This is a genomic window from Nocardia sp. NPDC051052 (assembly GCF_044456045.1).
GTDB lineage: Bacteria > Actinomycetota > Actinomycetes > Mycobacteriales > Mycobacteriaceae > Nocardia.
In genome coordinates this window covers 131,808-150,412 of record NZ_JBITFL010000012.1, presented here as the reverse complement: position 1 = coordinate 150,412, position 18,605 = coordinate 131,808, and the positions used below count along the sequence as shown (strand labels likewise).

The 18,605-nt window shown below is 67.7% G+C and carries 16 protein-coding genes; 8 read left to right on the top strand and 8 right to left on the bottom strand.

Annotated elements, in window-relative coordinates; genetic code table 11:
- Positions 1-128: 128 nt before the first annotated feature.
- Together ACIBCN_RS34360 and ACIBCN_RS34355 are read left to right on the top strand one after the other, a co-directional pair.
- A complete protein-coding gene (locus ACIBCN_RS34360) occupies positions 129-455 on the top strand; it encodes an acyl-CoA carboxylase subunit epsilon (RefSeq protein ID WP_396995861.1) in 327 nt (108 codons plus the stop codon).
- Entirely contained in the window at positions 452-1,087 is a 636-nt protein-coding gene (locus ACIBCN_RS34355) for a nucleoside triphosphate pyrophosphatase (RefSeq protein ID WP_396995860.1), read from the top strand. The genes ACIBCN_RS34360 and ACIBCN_RS34355 overlap by 4 nt, the downstream gene beginning before the upstream one ends.
- Here the strand turns inward: ACIBCN_RS34355 and ACIBCN_RS34350 are convergent.
- Positions 1,013-1,819 (bottom strand): helix-turn-helix transcriptional regulator, encoded by an 807-nt coding sequence (locus tag ACIBCN_RS34350; protein ID WP_396995859.1) that lies wholly within the window; start codon positions 1,817-1,819, stop codon positions 1,013-1,015. The two genes, ACIBCN_RS34355 and ACIBCN_RS34350, sit on opposite strands and share 75 nt — an antisense overlap.
- A 166-nt stretch (positions 1,820-1,985) precedes the next feature.
- Here ACIBCN_RS34350 and ACIBCN_RS34345 point away from each other — a divergent pair, with 166 nt between their 5' ends.
- The 3 genes from ACIBCN_RS34345 to ACIBCN_RS34335 all read left to right on the top strand — a co-directional run bounded on the left by ACIBCN_RS34345 (position 1,986) and on the right by ACIBCN_RS34335 (position 6,004).
- Positions 1,986-2,951 carry a sulfurtransferase gene (locus ACIBCN_RS34345; RefSeq protein WP_396995858.1) on the top strand — a complete coding sequence of 322 codons (966 nt, stop codon included), beginning with the start codon at positions 1,986-1,988 and terminating at the stop codon, positions 2,949-2,951.
- Positions 2,952-3,110: 159 nt separating this feature from the next.
- Positions 3,111-4,913, top strand: coding sequence for an acetyl/propionyl/methylcrotonyl-CoA carboxylase subunit alpha (locus ACIBCN_RS34340; RefSeq protein WP_396995857.1), 1,803 nt, complete (start codon positions 3,111-3,113; stop codon positions 4,911-4,913).
- A gap of 152 nt (positions 4,914-5,065) precedes the next feature.
- Positions 5,066-6,004, top strand: coding sequence for a patatin family protein (locus tag ACIBCN_RS34335; RefSeq protein ID WP_396995856.1), 939 nt, complete (start codon positions 5,066-5,068; stop codon positions 6,002-6,004).
- Positions 6,005-6,016: 12 nt separating this feature from the next.
- Here the strand turns inward: ACIBCN_RS34335 and ACIBCN_RS34330 are convergent, their stop codons facing one another.
- On the bottom strand, positions 6,017-8,239 hold the full coding sequence (locus ACIBCN_RS34330; protein WP_396995855.1) for a protein kinase: 2,223 nt from the start codon (positions 8,237-8,239) through the stop codon (positions 6,017-6,019).
- Positions 8,240-8,435: 196 nt separating this feature from the next.
- On the bottom strand, positions 8,436-9,941 hold the full coding sequence (locus tag ACIBCN_RS34325) for a serine/threonine-protein kinase (RefSeq protein ID WP_396995854.1): 1,506 nt from the start codon (positions 9,939-9,941) through the stop codon (positions 8,436-8,438).
- Between the two features lie 30 nt (positions 9,942-9,971).
- Between ACIBCN_RS34325 and ACIBCN_RS34320 the strand changes: the two genes are divergently transcribed.
- Together ACIBCN_RS34320 and ACIBCN_RS34315 are read left to right on the top strand one after the other, a co-directional pair.
- A complete protein-coding gene (locus ACIBCN_RS34320) occupies positions 9,972-10,400 on the top strand; it encodes a DUF1707 domain-containing protein (RefSeq protein ID WP_396995853.1) in 429 nt (142 codons plus the stop codon).
- A 193-nt stretch (positions 10,401-10,593) separates the two neighbouring features.
- Entirely contained in the window at positions 10,594-10,929 is a 336-nt protein-coding gene (locus tag ACIBCN_RS34315) for a hypothetical protein (protein WP_396995852.1), read from the top strand.
- Positions 10,930-11,098: 169 nt separating this feature from the next.
- On the opposite strand, the gene lat is transcribed toward ACIBCN_RS34315, so the two are convergent.
- Positions 11,099-12,433: an L-lysine 6-transaminase gene (lat, locus tag ACIBCN_RS34310; RefSeq protein WP_396995851.1), complete on the bottom strand. Its 1,335-nt coding sequence runs from the start codon at positions 12,431-12,433 to the stop codon at positions 11,099-11,101.
- Positions 12,434-12,496: 63 nt separating this feature from the next.
- Positions 12,497-12,949, bottom strand: a complete 453-nt coding sequence (locus ACIBCN_RS34305) for an Lrp/AsnC family transcriptional regulator (protein WP_150404358.1) — start codon at positions 12,947-12,949, stop codon at positions 12,497-12,499.
- 112 nt (positions 12,950-13,061) lie between these two features.
- Between ACIBCN_RS34305 and ACIBCN_RS34300 the strand changes: the two genes are divergently transcribed.
- Positions 13,062-14,591: an aldehyde dehydrogenase family protein gene (locus tag ACIBCN_RS34300; protein ID WP_396995850.1), complete on the top strand. Its 1,530-nt coding sequence runs from the start codon at positions 13,062-13,064 to the stop codon at positions 14,589-14,591.
- 48 nt (positions 14,592-14,639) lie between these two features.
- Here ACIBCN_RS34300 and ACIBCN_RS34295 read toward each other — a convergent pair whose 3' ends face one another.
- From ACIBCN_RS34295 to ACIBCN_RS34285, 3 genes are read right to left on the bottom strand one after another with little or no spacing between them, the layout of a single operon-like run.
- Complete coding sequence (locus ACIBCN_RS34295) at positions 14,640-15,893, bottom strand: cytochrome P450 (protein ID WP_396995849.1); 1,254 nt, start codon at positions 15,891-15,893, stop codon at positions 14,640-14,642.
- Positions 15,890-17,278, bottom strand: coding sequence for a hypothetical protein (locus tag ACIBCN_RS34290; protein ID WP_396995848.1), 1,389 nt, complete (start codon positions 17,276-17,278; stop codon positions 15,890-15,892). Before ACIBCN_RS34290 ends, ACIBCN_RS34295 begins: the two co-directional genes overlap by 4 nt.
- Complete coding sequence (locus ACIBCN_RS34285) at positions 17,278-18,111, bottom strand: acyl-CoA thioesterase (RefSeq protein ID WP_396995847.1); 834 nt, start codon at positions 18,109-18,111, stop codon at positions 17,278-17,280. The genes ACIBCN_RS34290 and ACIBCN_RS34285 overlap by 1 nt, the downstream gene beginning before the upstream one ends.
- Positions 18,112-18,605 lie beyond the last annotated feature (494 nt).

The window sequence follows — 18,605 nt, the reverse complement described above, 5'->3', positions numbered from 1 at the left end:
ATACGCTCGGTAGGCCGCGCACACTGGATGTAGAGACGCAATGAGTGGATCTGAGGATGATCGCATCATTCGCCCGCTGATTTCGACCGAGGAACACGCCTGATCAGGCAAAGAGAGGATCTGGCACTGTGACGACCGTGGCAGAAGAAGATGTTTTGACCGCCGCCGAGCTCGACCTGACCGTCGGTTCGATCACCGACGAGGTCGAGGCGGCCGACGTGGCTGTCGCCGAGTCCGCGGCCCAGGCCGCGGCGCCGTTCTTCACCGTCGTGAAGGGCAACCCGAGCGACGAGGAGATCGCGGCGCTGGTCTGTGTGCTCTCCGCGGCCGCGGCGAGCGCGTCGGCCGGTTCGTCGGGCCCGGCAGACATGTGGGGGCGGCCCAGCTTCATGCACCGGGGCACCTCGCCGTTCTCCCCCTACGCCTTCCCGCAGCAGTCGCACCTGCGCGGGTGACCGCGTTCGTTCTCGCCTCCGCGTCCCCGGCCCGTCGGGAAGTACTCCGTTCGGCGGGCATCGATCCGATCGTCCGGGTGTCGGACGTGGACGAGGACGCGATCCAAGCCGCGCTGCCCGACGGCACCTCACCCGAGGTGGTCGTCGTCGAGCTGGCCAAGGCCAAAGCCGCGGCGGTCGCCGGGATGATTCCCGAGCTCGGCGCCGATTGTGTTGTCGTCGGCTGCGATTCGATGCTGCTGGTGGACGGCGAGCTCCAGGGCAAGCCGCACACCGCCGAGGTGGCCAGGGCCCGCTGGGGCGAAATGGCCGGGCGCAGTGCCGATCTGGTGACCGGGCACTGCGTGCTGCGCGTTCGGGACGGTCGGATTACCGCCGAAGCCATCGACTGCAGTTCCACCACAGTGCATTTCGCCAAGCCGGAACCCGACGAGCTGGACGCCTACATCGCCACCGGCGAGCCGCTCCAGGTGGCGGGCGCGTTCACCCTCGACGGGCTGGGCGGCTGGTTCGTCGACCGCATCGATGGCGATCCGTCGAGCGTGATCGGCATCGGTCTACCACTGCTGCGCCGACTGCTTGGCGACGTTGGGGTCGCCGTTACGCAGTTGTGGGGCCACTCGGCCACCTGACGGTGGCGCGATCAGCGGCTCCGACCCGGTCGCATCCCCGGCCACCGGCACCGTGACCACCTCACGGCTGTCCGGCTCGCGGCGCATCTCCTGCTCGCGCCGCGCCATCATCTCCAGCCGGACCACACACAGCTCCGGCTCGACGAACGGATGCAGGCGCACATTCACGTCGCCGCGCGCGCCGCTGCGGTCTAGGACCTCTTTGATCAGGCCGAGATGCACACCACACACCACTTCGGAGTGCGTGCGCGCGAGTTCGCGCAGCGGGCAGGCGGTGAGCCGGATCAGTGCCTGCTCGGCGGTCTCGTTCGGATCGCGTTCCGGCGCGAAGCCGAGCTCCGAAAGCACCGTCATGGCGACGTCTTTGGCGTCGTCGAGCGATTCGATCCGATGGTCACCGGCGTCGAGCTTCGCGCCCCAGGACCGCCCGGCCGCGATGGCCGCCTCGGAACGCCTGCGCGGATCGGGACCGAGTTGATCGGCGAGCACCTGCGCGAGTTCCTGATAACCGACCGATCGCTGCACCGCGCTGTATCCGATGCGCGGACGTCCGCGACCGCGGGGCGGCTGCTGAAATTGCCGCACCAGTGATTCCCTGGTGAGCACGTCCAGATGAAACCGAACCGTGGTGACGTGTTGTCCGGTGATTCTGGCCAGTTCCTGGGCATCGAGAGGCTCGCTGGCGCCACGTAAGATCGCGAGCAGTCGCCGCCGCGGCCAAGAATCGGACATAGCTCACCCCTCCTCCCGGGAGACTTTATCGGATGCAGGTGCGATTTATTCGCTCATTCAGCCGATTTGTGATCTGAAACGAGAGTCACTAACGCCTCACACATACCATCGCTGTGAGACCTGAACCGCTGAAACCGCCGTCTACCACGCGTGAAGGACCCACATCGTGCCCGCTGCTCCGGACCCTCATCCCGCATTCGGTTCTTACGCACATCCTCACCGACTAGTAACCACAGAGTGGCTGTCGGCAAACATCGGCACGTCAGGACTCAAGATCGTCGAGTCCAACGAGGACATATTGCTCTATGACATCGGACATGTTCCCGGCGCTACCAAGATCGATTGGCGGGGCGATCTGAACGATCCGGTCACTCGTGACTACATCGACGGAGCCCGATTCACCGAGTTGATGCGCGCCAAGGGAATCGAGCGAGACGATACCGTGGTGATCTACGGTGATCGGGGCAACGCGCAGGCGGCGCACACATTGTGGGTTTTCACTTTGTTCGGGCATCAAGATGTGCGGTTGCTGGACGGCGGTCGCGGCGCTTGGATTTCCGAGGAACGCGACACCACATTCGACACCCCGCATCTCACCCCCAGCGACTATCCGGCCGTCAAACGCGACGACAGCAGCGCCCGCGCGTTCCGCGAAGACGTGCTCGCGCACCTCGGCAAGCCGCTGATCGACGTGCGTTCGCCCGAGGAGTACTCCGGCACGCTTGCCCACTCGTCACCCGACCACCACCCCCCATCGAATCGCTACGCGATGCCGGCCATCAAGCCGACCAACCCGGAGGACGCGGCGTTGCGCGGTGGGCACATCCCGACCGCCGCGAACATTCCGTGGACCGAGGCGTTCACCAACGACGGCCGGTTCCGCTCGCGCGCCGAACTGGACGCGATCTACGGCGCGCACACCGCCGAGGACGATCTGGTGGTCTACAGCCGGGTCGGCGAGCGTTCCAGCCACACCTGGTTCGTGCTGACCTATCTGCTCGGGTTCGACACCGTGCGCAATTACGACGGCTCGTGGACCGAATGGGGCAATTCGGTGCGCATGCCGATCGCCCAGGGGACTGAACCCGGTGCGGCACCGGCCGGTACCGCCCGCCGACCCCGCAACAGGTAGCGCACGCACGCCTTTCTGTAGGGGTGGCCCCTCGGCGATCCGCGACCTACTGTTCAGTAGGACTGGCCGAGTTCGGCGTCTGTTGGCAGACTGCCTACACTCGCCCAGACGTAGTTTCGTCGACCACGGGGCGACCAAAGATTTCACACAGGAGGCTCAGTGCCCAGCCACGCCAGCGCACGGATCACGAAGGTACTCGTAGCTAATCGAGGCGAGATCGCCGTGCGCGTGATTCGGGCCGCCAAGGACGCCGGCCTCGGCAGCGTCGCGGTCTACGCCGAGCCGGATGCCGAAGCCCCGTTCGTGAAGCTCGCCGACGAGGCATTCGCGCTCGGCGGCCAGACCTCGGCCGAGTCGTACCTCGTCTTCGACAAGATCCTCGATGCCGCGTCGCGCTCCGGTGCCGACGCCATCCACCCCGGCTACGGATTCCTTTCCGAGAACGCCGACTTCGCTCAGGCCGTCCTCGACGCCGGCCTGATCTGGATCGGCCCGTCGCCGCAGTCGATTCGCGACCTCGGCGACAAGGTCACCGCGCGGCACATCGCCGAGCGCGCCAAGGCGCCGATGGCCGCCGGCACCAAGGACCCGGTGAAGAACGCCGACGAGGTCGTCGCCTTCGCCAAGGAGTACGGCGTGCCGGTCGCGATCAAGGCCGCCTTCGGTGGCGGTGGCCGCGGCATGAAGGTCGCGCACACCATCGAGGAGATCCCCGAACTGTTCGAGTCGGCCACTCGCGAGGCGGTCGCCGCGTTCGGCCGAGGCGAGTGCTTCGTCGAGCAGTACCTGGACAAGGCCCGCCACGTCGAGGCGCAGGTCATCGCCGACCAGCACGGCAACGTGGTGGTCGCGGGCACCCGTGACTGCTCGCTGCAGCGTCGCTTCCAGAAGCTCGTCGAGGAGGCGCCCGCGCCGTTCCTGTCCGACGACGTGCGCGCCAAGATCCACGCCTCGGCCAAGGCGATCTGCCGGGAAGCCGGCTACTACGGCGCGGGCACGGTCGAGTACCTGGTGCAGGGCGAGACGGTGTCGTTCCTCGAGGTGAACACCCGGCTGCAGGTCGAGCACCCGGTCACCGAGGAGACCGCGGGCATCGACCTGGTGCGCCAGCAGTTCCGCATCGCCAACGGCGAAGAGCTGACGATCAAGGAGGACCCGACCCCGCGCGGTCACTCGTTCGAATTCCGCATCAACGGTGAGGACGCCGGTCGCGGCTTCCTGCCCGCGCCCGGCCCGGTCTCGGTCTACAAGGAGCCGAGCGGCCCCGGTGTGCGGGTGGATTCCGGGGTGGTGGAAGGCAGCGTGATCGGCGGGCAGTTCGACTCGATGCTGGCCAAGCTGATCGTCACCGGCGAGAACCGCACCCAGGCGCTCGAGCGGGCCCGGCGCGCGCTGGCCGAGTACCAGGTCGAGGGGCTTGCCACGGTCATCCCGTTCCATCGGGCCGTCATCGAGGACCCCGCGTTCATCGGTGACGGCACCACGTTCGACGTCTACACCAAGTGGATCGAAAACGAGTGGAACAACACCGTCGAGCCGTACACCGGCGCGGCCCAGGCCGACGAGGACGAGGACCTGCCCCGGCAGAAGGTGGTCGTCGAGGTCGGTGGGCGTCGCGTCGAGGTGTCGCTGCCCGGGCAGTTCAGCCTCGGTGGCGGTGGCCCCGTCGCCGCGGGCAATGGCGCCGGCGTGGTCCGCAAGAAGCCCAAGCCGCGCAAGCGTGGCGGCGCCGGTGCCGGTGCGGCCTCCGGTGACGCGGTCACCGCGCCCATGCAGGGCACCGTCGTCAAGGTGGCCGTGGAAGAGGGCCAGACCGTCGAGGCGGGCGACCTGATCGTGGTGCTCGAGGCCATGAAGATGGAGAACCCGGTCAACGCGCACAAGGCCGGTGTGGTCACCGGACTGTCCGTCGAGGCCGGTGCCGCGATCACCCAGGGCACGGTTCTCGCCGAGATCAAGTAACGCCTGATCGAATGACGCGCGGCTCGGCCCACCGAGCTCGCGTCGGATTCGATGCGACCAAGTAGTGCAGCCCGCGTAAACGTAGGGCGAACACCGCTTCGAGCGGGCGCAGGACAACGCCGTCCGCGCCCGCTCTGTCGTATCGTGGTCCGGTGACCAGTACGCAGACCGTCTCCGTCGTCGCGGAGATGATCCGCGCCCGTCGTGCGGCGGGAAGCCGCGCCGACGGGCAGCGGCTGGTGCTCGTCGTCGAGGGTGGCGGCAGTCGCGGCGTCTACTCCAGCGGCATGGTGTCGGCCATCGAGGAACTCGGCCTCGGCCAGGTCTTCGACGCCGTCTACGGCACCTCCGCGGGCGCGATCAACGGCGCCTGGCTGCTCGGTGGCCGCGCGCGGTCGGGCATGCGTTCCTGGACCGATCCGGAGATCATGCAGCGTGCCATCGATCCGGCCAGGTTGTTACGCGGGCGGCCCGCCTTCGATCTGCGTTACCTGGTGCATCAGGTCTACGACGGCGCCGAGGGGATGAACTTCTCGGCGATCTTGGCCAACTCCACCACTTTTCACCCCATCGCCACCGACATCCGCACCGGCCACGCGGTCGACCTGCACCCCCACATCGTGGACAAACGCACCCTCATGCGCGCGCTGCGGGCCTCCGCGGGCCTGCCCATCCTCGCAGGTCCACCGGTCGCCCTAGGCGGCGCGCACTACTTCGACGGCGGCCTCACCGAAACCGTCCCGGTCCGCACCGCCGTCCGTGACGGCGCTACGCACGCCCTCGTCCTGCGCACCCGCCGCATCGACGAACACCGGCCGCCCGCCTCGCTGCTGCACCGCGTCGTCGGCGGCGGCTACCTGCGCGCCACCGCCCCCGGCGCCTACCGCGCCTGGATTCAGCGCCCGCACCAGCAGGCCATCGAAGACCGCGCCCTCGCCGAACTCGGCGACGCCGTCCTGCAGATCCACCCGCCCCTCGGCTCCCCCGACATCGACAGCGCCGCCCGCGACACCACCCTGCTCGCCACGGCACTGGAGATCGGCCGCCGCGCGGTACACACGGTGCTCGCCGACACGGCTCGCGTCGCCTGACAGTTCCGCGGGTCAGTCCAGCCGGACGGCGACGCCGTTGGACAGGACGAAGTCGTGTAGCTCCAGGTGGGCCGGAGTCGCGGCGGGCGGCACGTCGAAAACCAGTTGGGTGGTTGCGGATTGGCCGGGCGGCAGTTCGAACGAGTAGTTGTAGCCGTGCTGGGCGGACTGCCACATGGTCGCGGTGACATTGTGGTCGAACGGGGTGCCTTGCGCGTCGAACAGGCGCTGGCCGACCGGAAGGAACCACTTCGACTCGTCGGAGATGTTCTGGACGTCGAGGGTGACGATCACGAACGACCCCGTCGCCGACTGAAGGCCGACGCGATGCACGCCGGTATCGACGTTGCGCACGACGAACTCGAACTTCCCGTCCCGCACCGGCGTACCTGCGGCCGGAAGTCCCGGCGAATCGGGCTGATCCGGCGGTGGCGCCGGATTCTCCTCAGCCATCGCCGTCGGCCGCGGCGCACCGGTCCCGTTCGAGTCACCGGTTCGACTGCCTGCCAACAACGCAACACACCCCGCCGCCAGCATGAACGGCGTCAGAAAGATGACAACCAGTGCGCCGATCACCTTGGACAGCACCCCGCCGCGCTTGCGCCGCGGGCGGCGCACCGCAACGATCGGTCGGCGAGCATCCGAATACCGCTGATACTTCGGCCGTTTCGCCGGAGCCGGGAAAACACGACGCCCGTAGCCGACCGGGTAGCGCTGCTGCGGAACCCCCGGACGGGACAGCACTTCCCGAGGACGCGACCCCGGACCCACCGTTCCCGGCTTCGATGGAGCCGAACGCGGCAGCACAAGCGCGCGCAACCCTCGCGCGGCCGCCCCGACCTGCTGCGCGACCGAACTCGACTGCGGTGCAACCGAACCCGACCGTAGCGGACGGTGGTCCGACGAGTAGCCAACCGGCACTTCGGCACCCCGCTGTGCCACTACGGGATATCCACGCGCGTCTTCTCGATACTGCGCTCCGGTCGGATATGACTGCGGCGGCAGATAACTCGCAGGCGACACCTCGAGCCGAGTCGCCACCCGAGTGGGCGTCGGCCCTGGTTCTGGCAGAACCTTCGTCGGCGCAAGCGGTTTCGCCGCGCGAGGCGCGGCGACCGGTTGCTCGCCCAGGGTCGGCGCCGCGCCGGATCGCGACACACCCCACGCAGACCTGACCGGCAGCGCAAAGCCCTCTCGACCGGCCTCTACACGGGTGGCTGTCGGCCCGGATTGCGCCAAGCCCTGCCCGGCCCCGACCGGCTGCGCGGGACCAGGCCGCGCGGGGGGCTGCGGCACGCCCCACATAGGTCCTGGCCGCCCATGTTCCGCTCGACGGGTCTCGACGCGAGTGGGCGCGGGTCCGGATTGCGGCAAAACCTTGGTCGACGCAAGCGATTTCGGCGGACGTGCCGGCGAATCGGGCGGGCGGGTTCCGATCGCAGCGTGCGCGGCAGCGGCGAATTCGCCCGCGGTCGGATAGCGATCGTCAGGCTTCTTGGCCATGCCGCGGGTGATGACGGCGTCCAACGCGGCAGGAACGGCGGCGTTGCGGGACGCGGCGCGCGGCGGGTCGGTCATCAGGTGCGCGTGCATCTGCTGAGCAGGGTCGGTATCACCGTAAGGCCTTGCGGCGGTGAGGCATTCGTAGAGGACGCAGGCAAGTGAGTACACGTCGGAGCGGGCATCGGCCTTACCGGTGAACCGTTCCGGCGCCATGTACGCCAGCGTGCCGATCGCCAATCCGGTTGTGGTTACCGCAGTTTGGCCGATGCCGTGCGCGATGCCGAAGTCGATCAGATAGGCGAAGCCGCCGGAATGCACAACGATGTTGGACGGCTTGACATCTCGATGCACCAGCCCGGCCCGTTGCGCCACATCCAGCGCAACCGCCACCTGCCCGACGATCCCGACGGCCGCGGCAGGCGCCAACTTTCCGGCGGCGACCGTGCTCGCCAGATCCTGCCCCTCGACGAATTCCATGTCGATGAACAGCCGGCCGTCGATCTCGCCGAACCGATGGATCCGCGGAATGTGCGGATCGCGCAGCCTGGCCACCACCTCGGCCTCGCGCTCGAATCGCTTGCGATACCCCGCATCCGCCGCGAGCTCGGTCGGTAGCAGCTTCAACGCCACCCAGCGCGCGCCCGCGTCGTCATACGCCAGCCAGACCTGCCCCATCCCACCCCGGCCGAGCAACCGCTCCAGCCGGTAACCCCCGAATCGCACCTCCCCCATCGCGAACCTCCAGTCACCGTCGACTTGTCCAGGCCCAGCCCGCCGGTCTCCGATCGACCACGGCGCCACTGGAAAACACCAGTTCACGCCGCGAACACCAAAGAACCCAACCTCCTTCGGAGCCTAACCCCGCCCCGCCCGACCGGCCAGTGTGTCGTCAACAACACCCGCCCTCGCCCTGCGTGCCACCCGGCCGTTACTTGTCGTTGCCGTGCTTGCCGTGCCCGTTGCCGTTTCCGTTTCCGTTTCCGTTGCCGTTGCCGTTGCCGTTGTTTTCGCCGCCCGGCTTGTCGCGACCTGGCTTCGCAGTGTTCGCGGGCGGCCCAGTGCCGAGCGCCGCGGGCATCCAGCTCGCGAGCCGGCCGCCAATGCCAACGCACTGCAGTGGGGTGCCGTCCCCGGCGAGGCCGCGCCCGTCGACGGCCGGATCGCACGGCTGCCATACGACCGGATCACTGGCGACCGGCAGGGTTTCCGGAACCGGAAGCGGCGCAGCAGAAACCGGAGCCTGCACCGGCGGGGCGGGCGCGGACGTCACCGAAGGGGGTGCCAGCCGAGGCTCGAAGGATCCGGTTTGCGTGGTCGGCGGCCCGAATATCGAATCAGCCGAGTCTTTCCCATGATCACCGGGCCGACCGAGCCACATCGCCATCCCTACCGCAACGAGCAGCGCGACCAGGGCCGCGACCGCGAATCGCGATCTCGTCACCTGCCGCGAGCCACCGCCGAGCCACTCCGGACGCGTCAGGCGTTGCGAAACCGTGCTGCCGACACCCGGTGACGCACTACCGGAGCCACCACCCACCCGCATCGGAGGGGATCGAAGCGGCTGGGGCAGCACGGCCGTCGTCGGCAATAGCGCGGCGGCGGTCTCGACCGTAGGCACGTCGAGGCCGGTGATCGCGGCATAGGCGGCCGACGCGAATTCGCCCGCGCTGGCGCAGCGCTGCTCCGGAGCCTTGGCCATCCCGCGGGCGATGACCGCGTCCAGCGCGGCGGGCACCGCGGGGTTGACGTCCGCGGCCAGTGGCGGCTCAGTCATCAGGTGCGCGACCATCGACTGCGCCGCATCGGCATTACCGAAGGGCCTTCGCGCGGTGAGGCATTCATACAACACACAGGCCAGCGAGTACTGGTCGGAGCGAGCGTCGCCCGAACTGGCGAAGCGTTCCGGCGCCATGTACGCCAGGGTGCCGACCACATTGCTGCTCGTCGTGATCGCGGGCTGGTCGATCCGATACGCGGTACCGAAGTCGATCAGCTGCACGTGCCCGCCGGGATGGACCATGATGTTGGCCGGCTTGACGTCGCGATGCACCAGGCCCGCCCGGTGCGCGGCGTCGAGCGCCGTCGCGACCTGCACCACCACCCGCACCGCCCGTGCGGGCGACATCGGACCCTCCAGCCGGAGCACGGTGGCCAGATCGGTGCCCTCGATGTACTCCATCGCGAGGTAGAGCTTGTCATCGAATTCGCCGAACGCGTGGATCGCCGCGAGGTGTGGCCCGCGCACCTGAGCCGCAAGCCGCGCCTCCCTGGTGAACCGCTGACGGTACTTGGGGTCGGCCGCCACCGTGGCGGACAACACCTTCAACGCGACGACACGATCGGCGATGCTGTCGTGCGCGAGCCACACCTGTCCGGTGCCACCGCTGCCGAGCAATCGATCGAGGCGATAGTGGCCGAACCACGTCTCACCCATGGTGTTGCACCTCCCGCTAGCCTTTTCCTCATGGAGGATCTACCCGATATCCGTATCGGCACCGCGGAGCGTGAAGCGGCGATGCAACGACTGTCCGATCATTTCGCAGCCGGGCGGCTCAGCGTCGCGGAATTCGACGAGCGCAGCGCGGTGATCGCGGCCGCCGTCACGCGCGGCGACATCACGCCGGTGTTCGCCGATCTGCCGGACCCGCTGGTCAAGGCCGCGGCGGTGCCCGCAAAGCCGGAGTCCGGTTTCCTCTCGGAGTGGCCGGAGCGGGTGATGGCGGTGATCCCGATCCTCGCGGTCATCCTGTTCTTCGCCACCGGCAGCTGGCTGTGGTTCCTGGCCATCCCGCTGATGGGCGCCCTGCTGTTCGGCAGCAGGCACAACCAGGACGACCGCGGCCGGGATCGCCGACGGGACCGCAGGGGCCGCGGCCGGGACGCCATCGACTGATCGAGAACAGCGCGGAGACCGTCGGCATGATCGCGTCGCAACCTGCTCGTCGTCACCCGCGATCGGCTCACCGGACAGCACCGCGCTGCGCGGTACTACGGGACGATCGAATCGGGCTCGGCAACAGCCGCTAGCCTCGGTGCATGCAGCAACAGGAGTCGACGCCGCAGCATCGCGACGAGTGCGGCCACTGATGGAACCGATCGAGATCAACGCGGGGACTTGGTATCTGCGCGCACTCCGCGCCGATGACCGCATCGATGACCGCCCCGCACTGGCCGAGGGCGGCATCACCGACCCTGGCTACGTCGCGTTGCGCACCGCCGGATGGGTGGAGGAATCCCACTTTTCCTGGGCGGTATGCGAACCGACAACCGCCGAGCTGGTCGCCGAAGTAGGCGCGCGCCCCACCGGCGACGGCGCGGCCGAACTCACCGGCTGGGCCCGCGACGGCTACGAACCCGCCCTCGAAGCCGGCCTGAGCACCGTCCGCCGATTCGTCGAAGGCGCCCTGGGCCTGCGCGTGTAATTGCCGGCAATTCCGGCGGCAGCACGACAAAACACGTGCGGCACAACGCAGCCGAGCAGCTGACGAGTGACACAAACGCGCGGTCTGCCGGACGACGTTCCGTCCGGCAGACCGCGCGAAGCTACCACCCAAGCGGCCGCACGAAAATCGCGCCCGGCCCCGGCCGTGCCTACTCGAAGCCGGCCAGCACCCGATCCAGTGCGTCGACCGCGGCATCCAGTTCGGCGGCGGACACCGTCAGCGGCGGCCGGAAACGGATGCTCCGCTCGCCGGTGCCGAGGATCAGCACGTGCTCACGCTCACGCAGCGCGGTGAGCACCTCGTCACGCAGCTGCACCGACGCCACGGTGACCGCGCACATCAGTCCGCGTCCGCGCGGTTCGGTGATACTCGGATGCTGCGCCGCGAGCGTTTCCAGCCGATCGAGCAGGTGCGCGCCGAGTGCCCTGGACCGTTCGATCAGCGAATCCTGTTCCAGCACCTCGAGAATGCGCCGCACGCGCACCATGTCGGTGAGGTTGCCGCCCCAGGTCGAGTTGATCCGGGAGTTGACCACGAACACATTGTCGGGCACCTCGTCGACGCGCCCGCCGGCCATCACGCCGCACACCTGGGTCTTCTTGCCGAACGCGATGATGTCCGGCTGCACGCCGAGCTGCTGGTAGGCCCAGGTGGTTCCGGTCATGCCGACGCCGGTCTGTACCTCGTCGAGTACGAACAGCGCGTCGTTCTCGTGGCACAGCCGCTGCATCGCCTGCAGGAATTCCGGCCGCAGATGCCGGTCGCCGCCCTCGCCCTGGATCGGCTCGGCGATGAAACACGCGATGTCGTGCGGATTTTCGGCGAACGCGCGCCGGGCCTGGTCCAGCGCGCGGGCTTCGGCCTCGTCGATGTCGTGGTCGTCGGTCAGGAACGGCGCGTCGATGCGCGGCCAGTCGAACTTGGGGAACCGGGCGGTCTTCACCGGGTCGGTGTTGGTCAGCGACATCGTGTAGCCGGTGCGGCCGTGGAAGGCGCCGGTCAGGTGCAGCACCTTGGTGCCGAGTTCCGGTGCGCGGCCGTGGCTCTCGTTGTGCCTGCTCTTCCAGTCGAACGCGATCTTCAGCGCGTTTTCCACGGCGAGTCCGCCGCCGTCGATGAAGAACAGGTGCGGCAGCCGGGGATCGCCGAGTACCCGCGCGAACGTCTCGACGAAGCGCGCCATTTCTACGGTGTAGATATCGGAGTTGCTCGGCTTGTTCAGTGCGGCGGTCACCAGCTCCTCGCGGAACTCGGCGTCGTCGGCCAGCGCGGGGTGATTCATCCCCAGCGCGTTGGACGCGAAGAAGCCGAACATGTCCAGATAGGAGCTGCCGTCGCGTTCGTCTACGAGCTTGCAGCCGCGGGACTGTTGTAAGTCCAGCACTAAATCGAAGCCATCAGCGAGGATGCTGGCCGACAGAATCTCGTGCACCCGGGCGGCGGGGGTGACCGCCGGGCGGGTGCGTTCCAGTTCGATGGTCACGCCATCGAGGATACGAAAATTTACGGTTTCTGTACAGGAAAGCGGATTAATTACACGTAACGGCTACCTGTCATAGAATGTCTGCAAGATGATGGTGCTTCGGGTCCTGACGTTGGCGGTCGCTCTGATCTCCTGCAGCAGCTGCTCGAGGTGCCGTGGCGAGGCCACCCGGACCAGCAGCATGTAGCTCTCATCGCCTGCTACCGAGTGGCACGCCTCGATCCCGGGGATGTGCTGCAACACCGCCGGGGCGTCATCGGGCTGCGACGGGTCGAGAGGAGTGATCGCGACGAATGCCGACAACAGCTGGCCGAGTGCCTCCGGGTCGACGTGCGCCGTGTAGCCGCGGATCACCCCGCGCGCTTCCAGCCTGCGCACCCGCGATTGCACGGCGGACACCGACAGGCTCGCCTTCTCGGCCAGGTTCGACAACGTGGCGCGCCCATCGGCCATCAGTTCCCGGATCAGCAGGCGATCGATATCGTCGAGTGCAGGTCGTGCAGGTGTATCCGCCATCAGCGGAGACTAACCCAGGCAGCCCTCCTCGTGGCAGAAACATCACCCCGATCCTCCCAAGACATGGGACAGAGATGCCGCAATGCGGCCGAAAGGTACGGCGGAGCAACAGATGACGGATGTACTCGGCGACCAGTCCACCCGGGAACTCGCGGACCGCGCGGCAGCGGTACTGCGCGGCCTCGGTGTCCAACCCCCTGAACCGGGCGACCTGCCCGCTCGCAGCCCCATTACCGGCACCCAGTTGATGAGCCTGCCATCGAGCACATCGGACGAGGTCGATGCCGCGATCGACCGCGCGGCCACCGCATTCGGCGCCTGGCGCACGGTGCCCGCGCCGATCCGCGCCGCGGTGGTGCGCAGGCTGGCCGAGCTGCTCACCACGCACAAGAGTGAGCTCGCCGAACTGGTGACACTCGAGGCGGGCAAGATCGGCGCCGAGGCCGCGGGCGAGGTGCAGGAGATGATCGACGTCTGCGAGTTCGCGATCGGCCTGTCGCGGCAGCTGTACGGGCAGACGATGCCGTCCGAGCGGCCGGGGCACCGGCTGATGGAGACCTGGCATCCGCTGGGTGTCGTCGGGGTCATCTCCGCGTTCAACTTCCCGGTGGCGGTGTGGGCGTGGAACACCGCGATCGCGCTCGTCTGTGGCGACACGGTGGTGTGGAAGCCGTCGGAGACCACACCGCTGACCGCACTGGCCTGCCACACCCTGCTGCGCCGCGCGGCGACCGAGGTCGGCGCGGATCCCGAAGTGCACCAACTGGTTCAGGGCGCGGCAGAGGTCGGCTCGCGGCTGGTGGACGACGAACGGGTCGCGCTGGTCAGTGCGACGGGTTCGGTACGGATGGGCCGGATCGTGGCACCTCGGGTTGCCGAACGGTTCGGCCGCTGCCTGCTGGAGCTGGGCGGCAACAATGGCGCGATCGTCACGCCCTCAGCCGATCTGGAGCTCGCGGCGCGCGGCATCGTGTTTTCGGCGGCGGGCACGGCCGGGCAGCGGTGTACCACGCTGCGGCGGTTGATCGTGCACGCCGACGTGGTCGGCCCGCTAGTCGAGCGGATCGAGAGCGCGTATCAGCAACTGCGCGTTGGTAATCCGCTGGAAGACGGGGTGCTGGTCGGTCCGCTGATCGACGGCAGGGCCTACGCGGGCATGCGTGCCGCGCTGGACAAGGCGCTCGCCGACGGCGGCGAATTGATCTGCGGCGGTGAACGAGTCGACGGCTTCGGCGACGACGCGTACTACGTGCGGCCCGCGATCGTGCGGATGCCCGCGCAGACCGCGGTGGTGCGCGAGGAGACCTTCGCGCCGATCCTGTACGTGCTGACCTATCACGACTTCGACAGCGCGATCGCCATGCACAACGAAGTGCCGCAGGGCCTTTCGTCGGCGGTCTTCACCGCCGACCAGCGCGAGGCCGAGCGCTTCCTGGCCGCCGACGGCTCCGACTGCGGCATCGCCAACGTCAACATCGGCACCTCCGGCGCCGAGATCGGCGGCGCGTTCGGCGGCGAGAAGCAGACCGGCGGCGGCCGCGAATCCGGTTCGGATTCATGGAAGGCGTACATGCGCCGGGCCACCAACACCGTCAACTACTCCGCCGAACTGCCGCTGGCACAGGGCATCCAGTTCGGCTGAGCCGACGCGATCCGGGCCCAGGTCGTTCGCGGCCTGGGCCCGGATCGCTCAGTCGATCACGGTCGGCAGCGTCTGCAGACCGCGCAGGAAGGTGCTCGGCCGCCACTGCACCTCGTCGGCCATCTTCATGTTCGGATAGCGGGCCAGGATCTTCTCGAACGCCACCTTCGCCTCCAACCGGGCCAGCGGCGCGCCGACGCAGTAGTGGATGCCGTGCCCGAAGGCCAGGTGCCCGCCCTTGCTCTTGCCGGTCTGGCCGATCTGAATGCCGTGCGGATTCTCGAACTGACCGGGGTCGTGATCGGCGGCGGCCAGCGACACCGACACCAACTCCTCGGCCGGAATGTCGATGCCCGCCAAGGTCACCGGCTCGGCGGTGTACCGCAGGGTGGCCAGATGGACCGGACCCTCGTGCCGGAGGAACTCCTCGATGGCCGCCGGAATCTGCTCCGATGACCGCGTGAGCTCCTCATACAGCACCCGATCGCGCAGCATCGCGTAGAGACCGTTACCGATCAGGTTGACCGTCGTCTCGTGCCCGGCCACCAGGATCAGGAACAGCATCGCGATGAGCTCCTTGTCGCTGAGCTTGTCGCCCTCGTGGTTCGCCATGATCAGCTGGGACAGCAGATCCTCGCCGAGGTCCTTCGCTCGCTCGGCGACCAGCCCGATCAGATAGGTGGCCAGTTCGACGCTGGCCGCACCGCGCTCGGCTGCCGTCGCGTAGAACGGCGAATTCGCCGCCGCCAGTTGATCTTCGGCGTTCTCGGCGGAGGCCGCCGTCATCGTGGTCGACAGTTCACGGAACCGCGCCCGATCGGCCTCCGGTACCCCGAACAGTTCGCAGATCACCGTCATCGGAATCGGCAGCGCGTAGTCGGCGATCAAGTCCACCTCGGTCTTGCCCGCCATCTCGTCGAGCAGCTTGTCGGCGAGCGCGTCGATCCGCGGATGCAGCTGCTCCACGGTGCGTGCGGTGAACGCCTTGGTCACCAGCCTGCGCAGGCGGGTGTGGTCCGGCGGATCGGAACTGAGCATGTGCTCCCACAGGTCCGTGCTCACCGTCGTATACGTATCGCCCGGCCGCAGCCGGGTGGTGATGGGCGCCAAGGCGGCCGCGCCCTTCTTGATCCGGCCGTCCGCGAGCACCTCCCGCGCGAGCTGATAGTCGACCACCAGCCAAGAGGTCAGCCCGTTGGGCAGCAGGACGTGATGGATCGGGCCTTGCTTGCGCAGTTCGTCGTACACCGGATGTGGGTTGTAGACGAAGTCGGTGCCTAGTTTGATCAATGGCTTGGTCATGAGAACTCCCTGGCCGTTTTGCGGTTACTGCCGCCGCCGCTGCTGACTTGGAGCGGTTTCAATCCCCAGGCCTCGGCGACGAGTCGCGCCAGGAAGCCCAGTTCTTCATCGGTGTGCGCCATTTCGGGTTTGATGCTCTCCAGGACCCACTGGACCTTCCCGTCGAACTCCGACAACCAGGTCGCCAGCGCGATCGGCTGCCGATCGGCCTGTTCGGTGTCGATGCCCTGGAACACCCCGCGCATCACGAACATGGTCGGCTCCGCGCCATTGCGCATCACGGTCGGCACGAAGGGGTCGAGTACGCCCATGTTGGAGCACATGCCGACGGTGATCGGCGGGATGTCGGCGAGCCGTTCCACCATCGCTTCCGGGAGCACGTCGATCAGCTCGGGCGGCATGTTCCGCGGGCGCGAGATCCCGCCCGCGCCGACCCCGTGCACCGCGCCGAAGCCTGCCTTGCTCGCCGCGCGCAGCGGCGCGAGATCGAACCGATCCAGCCAGTCCCGCTGCACCACGATCGGCACGCGGGCAAAGGAATTCGAGTCGATCTGGTCCTGCTCCCGCAAGATCCGCACGGCGGTCATCAGCACCAGCGGAGCCGTCTCGCCCACCGCACCGCAGTGCCGCAGGAGGTCGGCGACCAGCGCCAGATACAGCGTGTTGGTGGAACCGCCACGCTGTGCCGCCAGTTCCTTCCATTGCGCCGCGTCGAAGGTGGCGATGATCGAGCCTTCGCGCCAGCCGAGCGGCGCCGGCTCGCGCGACGCGCCGCGGCGGGCCATCGCCTGACGAATTGCCTTGCGGTGCGCTGGATCCCGATACGCGCGACGCGCTTCCGAAACCACTTCGCGCGCCACCGCGATACCGCGGGTGGTGCCGTCCTTCAGATCGTCGCGAAGTCGGCCGACGTCGTCGAGGCCCTCCGTCTTCGCCAGTTCCGGCTGGACCAGTCCGATGGCGGCCATCAGTCCCGCGTGGCCGTCCGCGATGGCGTGCGACGCGACGCAGGAACAGACCATGCCGCCGGATCGGGTCGGCACCGCCGACAGCCGCCATCCGCGCCCCTGCTCGGGATCGAGTGGGTACTGTGCCTGGTCGTTCGCCCAGGCCAGCGCGTCGGCGTCGTCGATCGCGGCGTGCTCCATGGTCAACGGCAAGGCGGTGTCCGCGAGCACCCAGCGCCACCGGGCGAAGGGCACCCGGGGGCGCCGCACCCGCCGCATGAACGGGCCGGAGCGCAGCTGGGCGTACATCTCCCGCAACTCGTCCTCGGTCAGCGAGTTCGCCAGCACCGTCACCGTCTGACTGATGACCGGTGCGCCGTGGCCGTGATGCAGCCGCAGGAATGCCTTGTCGGTGAGACCGACATACACCGGGGCCATCAGGAAGCCTCCCGATCCATCAGCTCCGAGGCGTCCGACAGGAAGGCGGGCTCGGCCAGCCGCAGCATCCGCTCCTGCGCGACCATCGCCACCAAATCGCCGTTGCGACTGAATATCCGGCCCTGGGTAAACGCCCGGCCGCCCGCCGCCGACGGCGATATCTCGTCGTAGAGCAGCCAATCGTCCACCCGGAACGGCCGCATGAACCAGATCGAATAGTCCAGCGCGGCAGTCTGGATGGCGATACCCGGGTGCGCCGCGACGGCGGCTCCCAGCAGCGTCATGTCGCTGGCGTAGGTGAGCGCACAGCTGTGGGTCACCGGGCAGTCCGGCAGCTCGCCGGTGTAGCGGAGCCAAACCTGTTGGCGCGCCGCGCAAATCGCGCCGTCTGGCACCCGGCGGAGGTCCCAGCCGTCCCATTCGTTGCCCGCGTCGCCCATCCCGATGGGTGCCAGCGCTTCGGGTTCGGGAGCTTCCGGACACGGGTCGGCATGCCGCACACCGTGCCCACCGACATGGAACGACGCGACCATCAGGAAGGTCTCTCGACCGTGCTGCAGGGCCCGTATCCGGCGAACACCGAACGAGCGGCCGAGCTTGACGGTGTCGACCAGATAGTCGATCGGAATCTCCGGCGTCGTCGGCCGGACGAAATATCCGTGTATCGAATGAACGGAGAATCCGGCGTGCATCCCCGCCGAGCCCGCCGCCAGCGCCCTCGCCGCCACTTCGCCCCCGAATGTCCGAACCAGCGCGGTGCGGTGCTGGAGCTTGCCACGAAAGAAATTCGTGTCGATTTGCTCCACCGCCATTGCGTCGAGTAGTTCCACCATGGGTCAACCTTCTTTGCGGTGTCTGATATCGGCGACGACGCTGTCGCTACCCATCCCAGCGTCAGCGCGGATTCGTACCGCTTTCACTGACCCGTAGATAGGTTTTGAGACGCAACTCGATGACGTTTCGATCTCATCTTGCTACACGTCGTATCAGATACAGTGAACCTCTAGCTAATAGAGTTCAAGGTGCTGTACTTCAGATCACACAACCCCTACGGAATCTTTACGCGAGCGGTTCTACGACAATTCAGCACATTCCGCCCATGCGCTGCGATTCACGCCGTAAACCGACGAAGAATCCGCTCCTAGCAGCAAAGACAAGGAAAGTCAGATATTTCCATATTGCCTGATTAGTCCGGTTTTTGAGGCCAGTGATCGGCCATCGGTATGGACAGGACAGGCCCGTCGGAAGCGTCCGCAACCCCAGCACCCTGCCCGCAGGCAGGTCGCGCCATAGCCGTCTATAAATATTACGAGGCGAATAATTAGCT

Bases quoted from the DNA above. Each gene is read 5' to 3' on its own strand.
- ACIBCN_RS34325 (WP_396995854.1), bottom strand. From the start codon at position 9,941: ATGGGTGAGACGTGGTTCGGCCACTATCGCCTCGATCGATTGCTCGGC.
- ACIBCN_RS34285 (WP_396995847.1), bottom strand. From the start codon at position 18,111: ATGGTGGAACTACTCGACGCAATGGCGGTGGAGCAAATCGACACGAAT.
- ACIBCN_RS34300 (WP_396995850.1), top strand. From the start codon at position 13,062: ATGACGGATGTACTCGGCGACCAGTCCACCCGGGAACTCGCGGACCGC.
- ACIBCN_RS34350 (WP_396995859.1), bottom strand. From the start codon at position 1,819: ATGTCCGATTCTTGGCCGCGGCGGCGACTGCTCGCGATCTTACGTGGC.
- ACIBCN_RS34290 (WP_396995848.1), bottom strand. From the start codon at position 17,278: ATGGCCCCGGTGTATGTCGGTCTCACCGACAAGGCATTCCTGCGGCTG.
- ACIBCN_RS34320 (WP_396995853.1), top strand. From the start codon at position 9,972: ATGGAGGATCTACCCGATATCCGTATCGGCACCGCGGAGCGTGAAGCG.
- ACIBCN_RS34315 (WP_396995852.1), top strand. From the start codon at position 10,594: ATGGAACCGATCGAGATCAACGCGGGGACTTGGTATCTGCGCGCACTC.
- ACIBCN_RS34295 (WP_396995849.1), bottom strand. From the start codon at position 15,893: ATGACCAAGCCATTGATCAAACTAGGCACCGACTTCGTCTACAACCCA.
- ACIBCN_RS34330 (WP_396995855.1), bottom strand. From the start codon at position 8,239: ATGGGGGAGGTGCGATTCGGGGGTTACCGGCTGGAGCGGTTGCTCGGC.
- ACIBCN_RS34305 (WP_150404358.1), bottom strand. From the start codon at position 12,949: ATGGCGGATACACCTGCACGACCTGCACTCGACGATATCGATCGCCTG.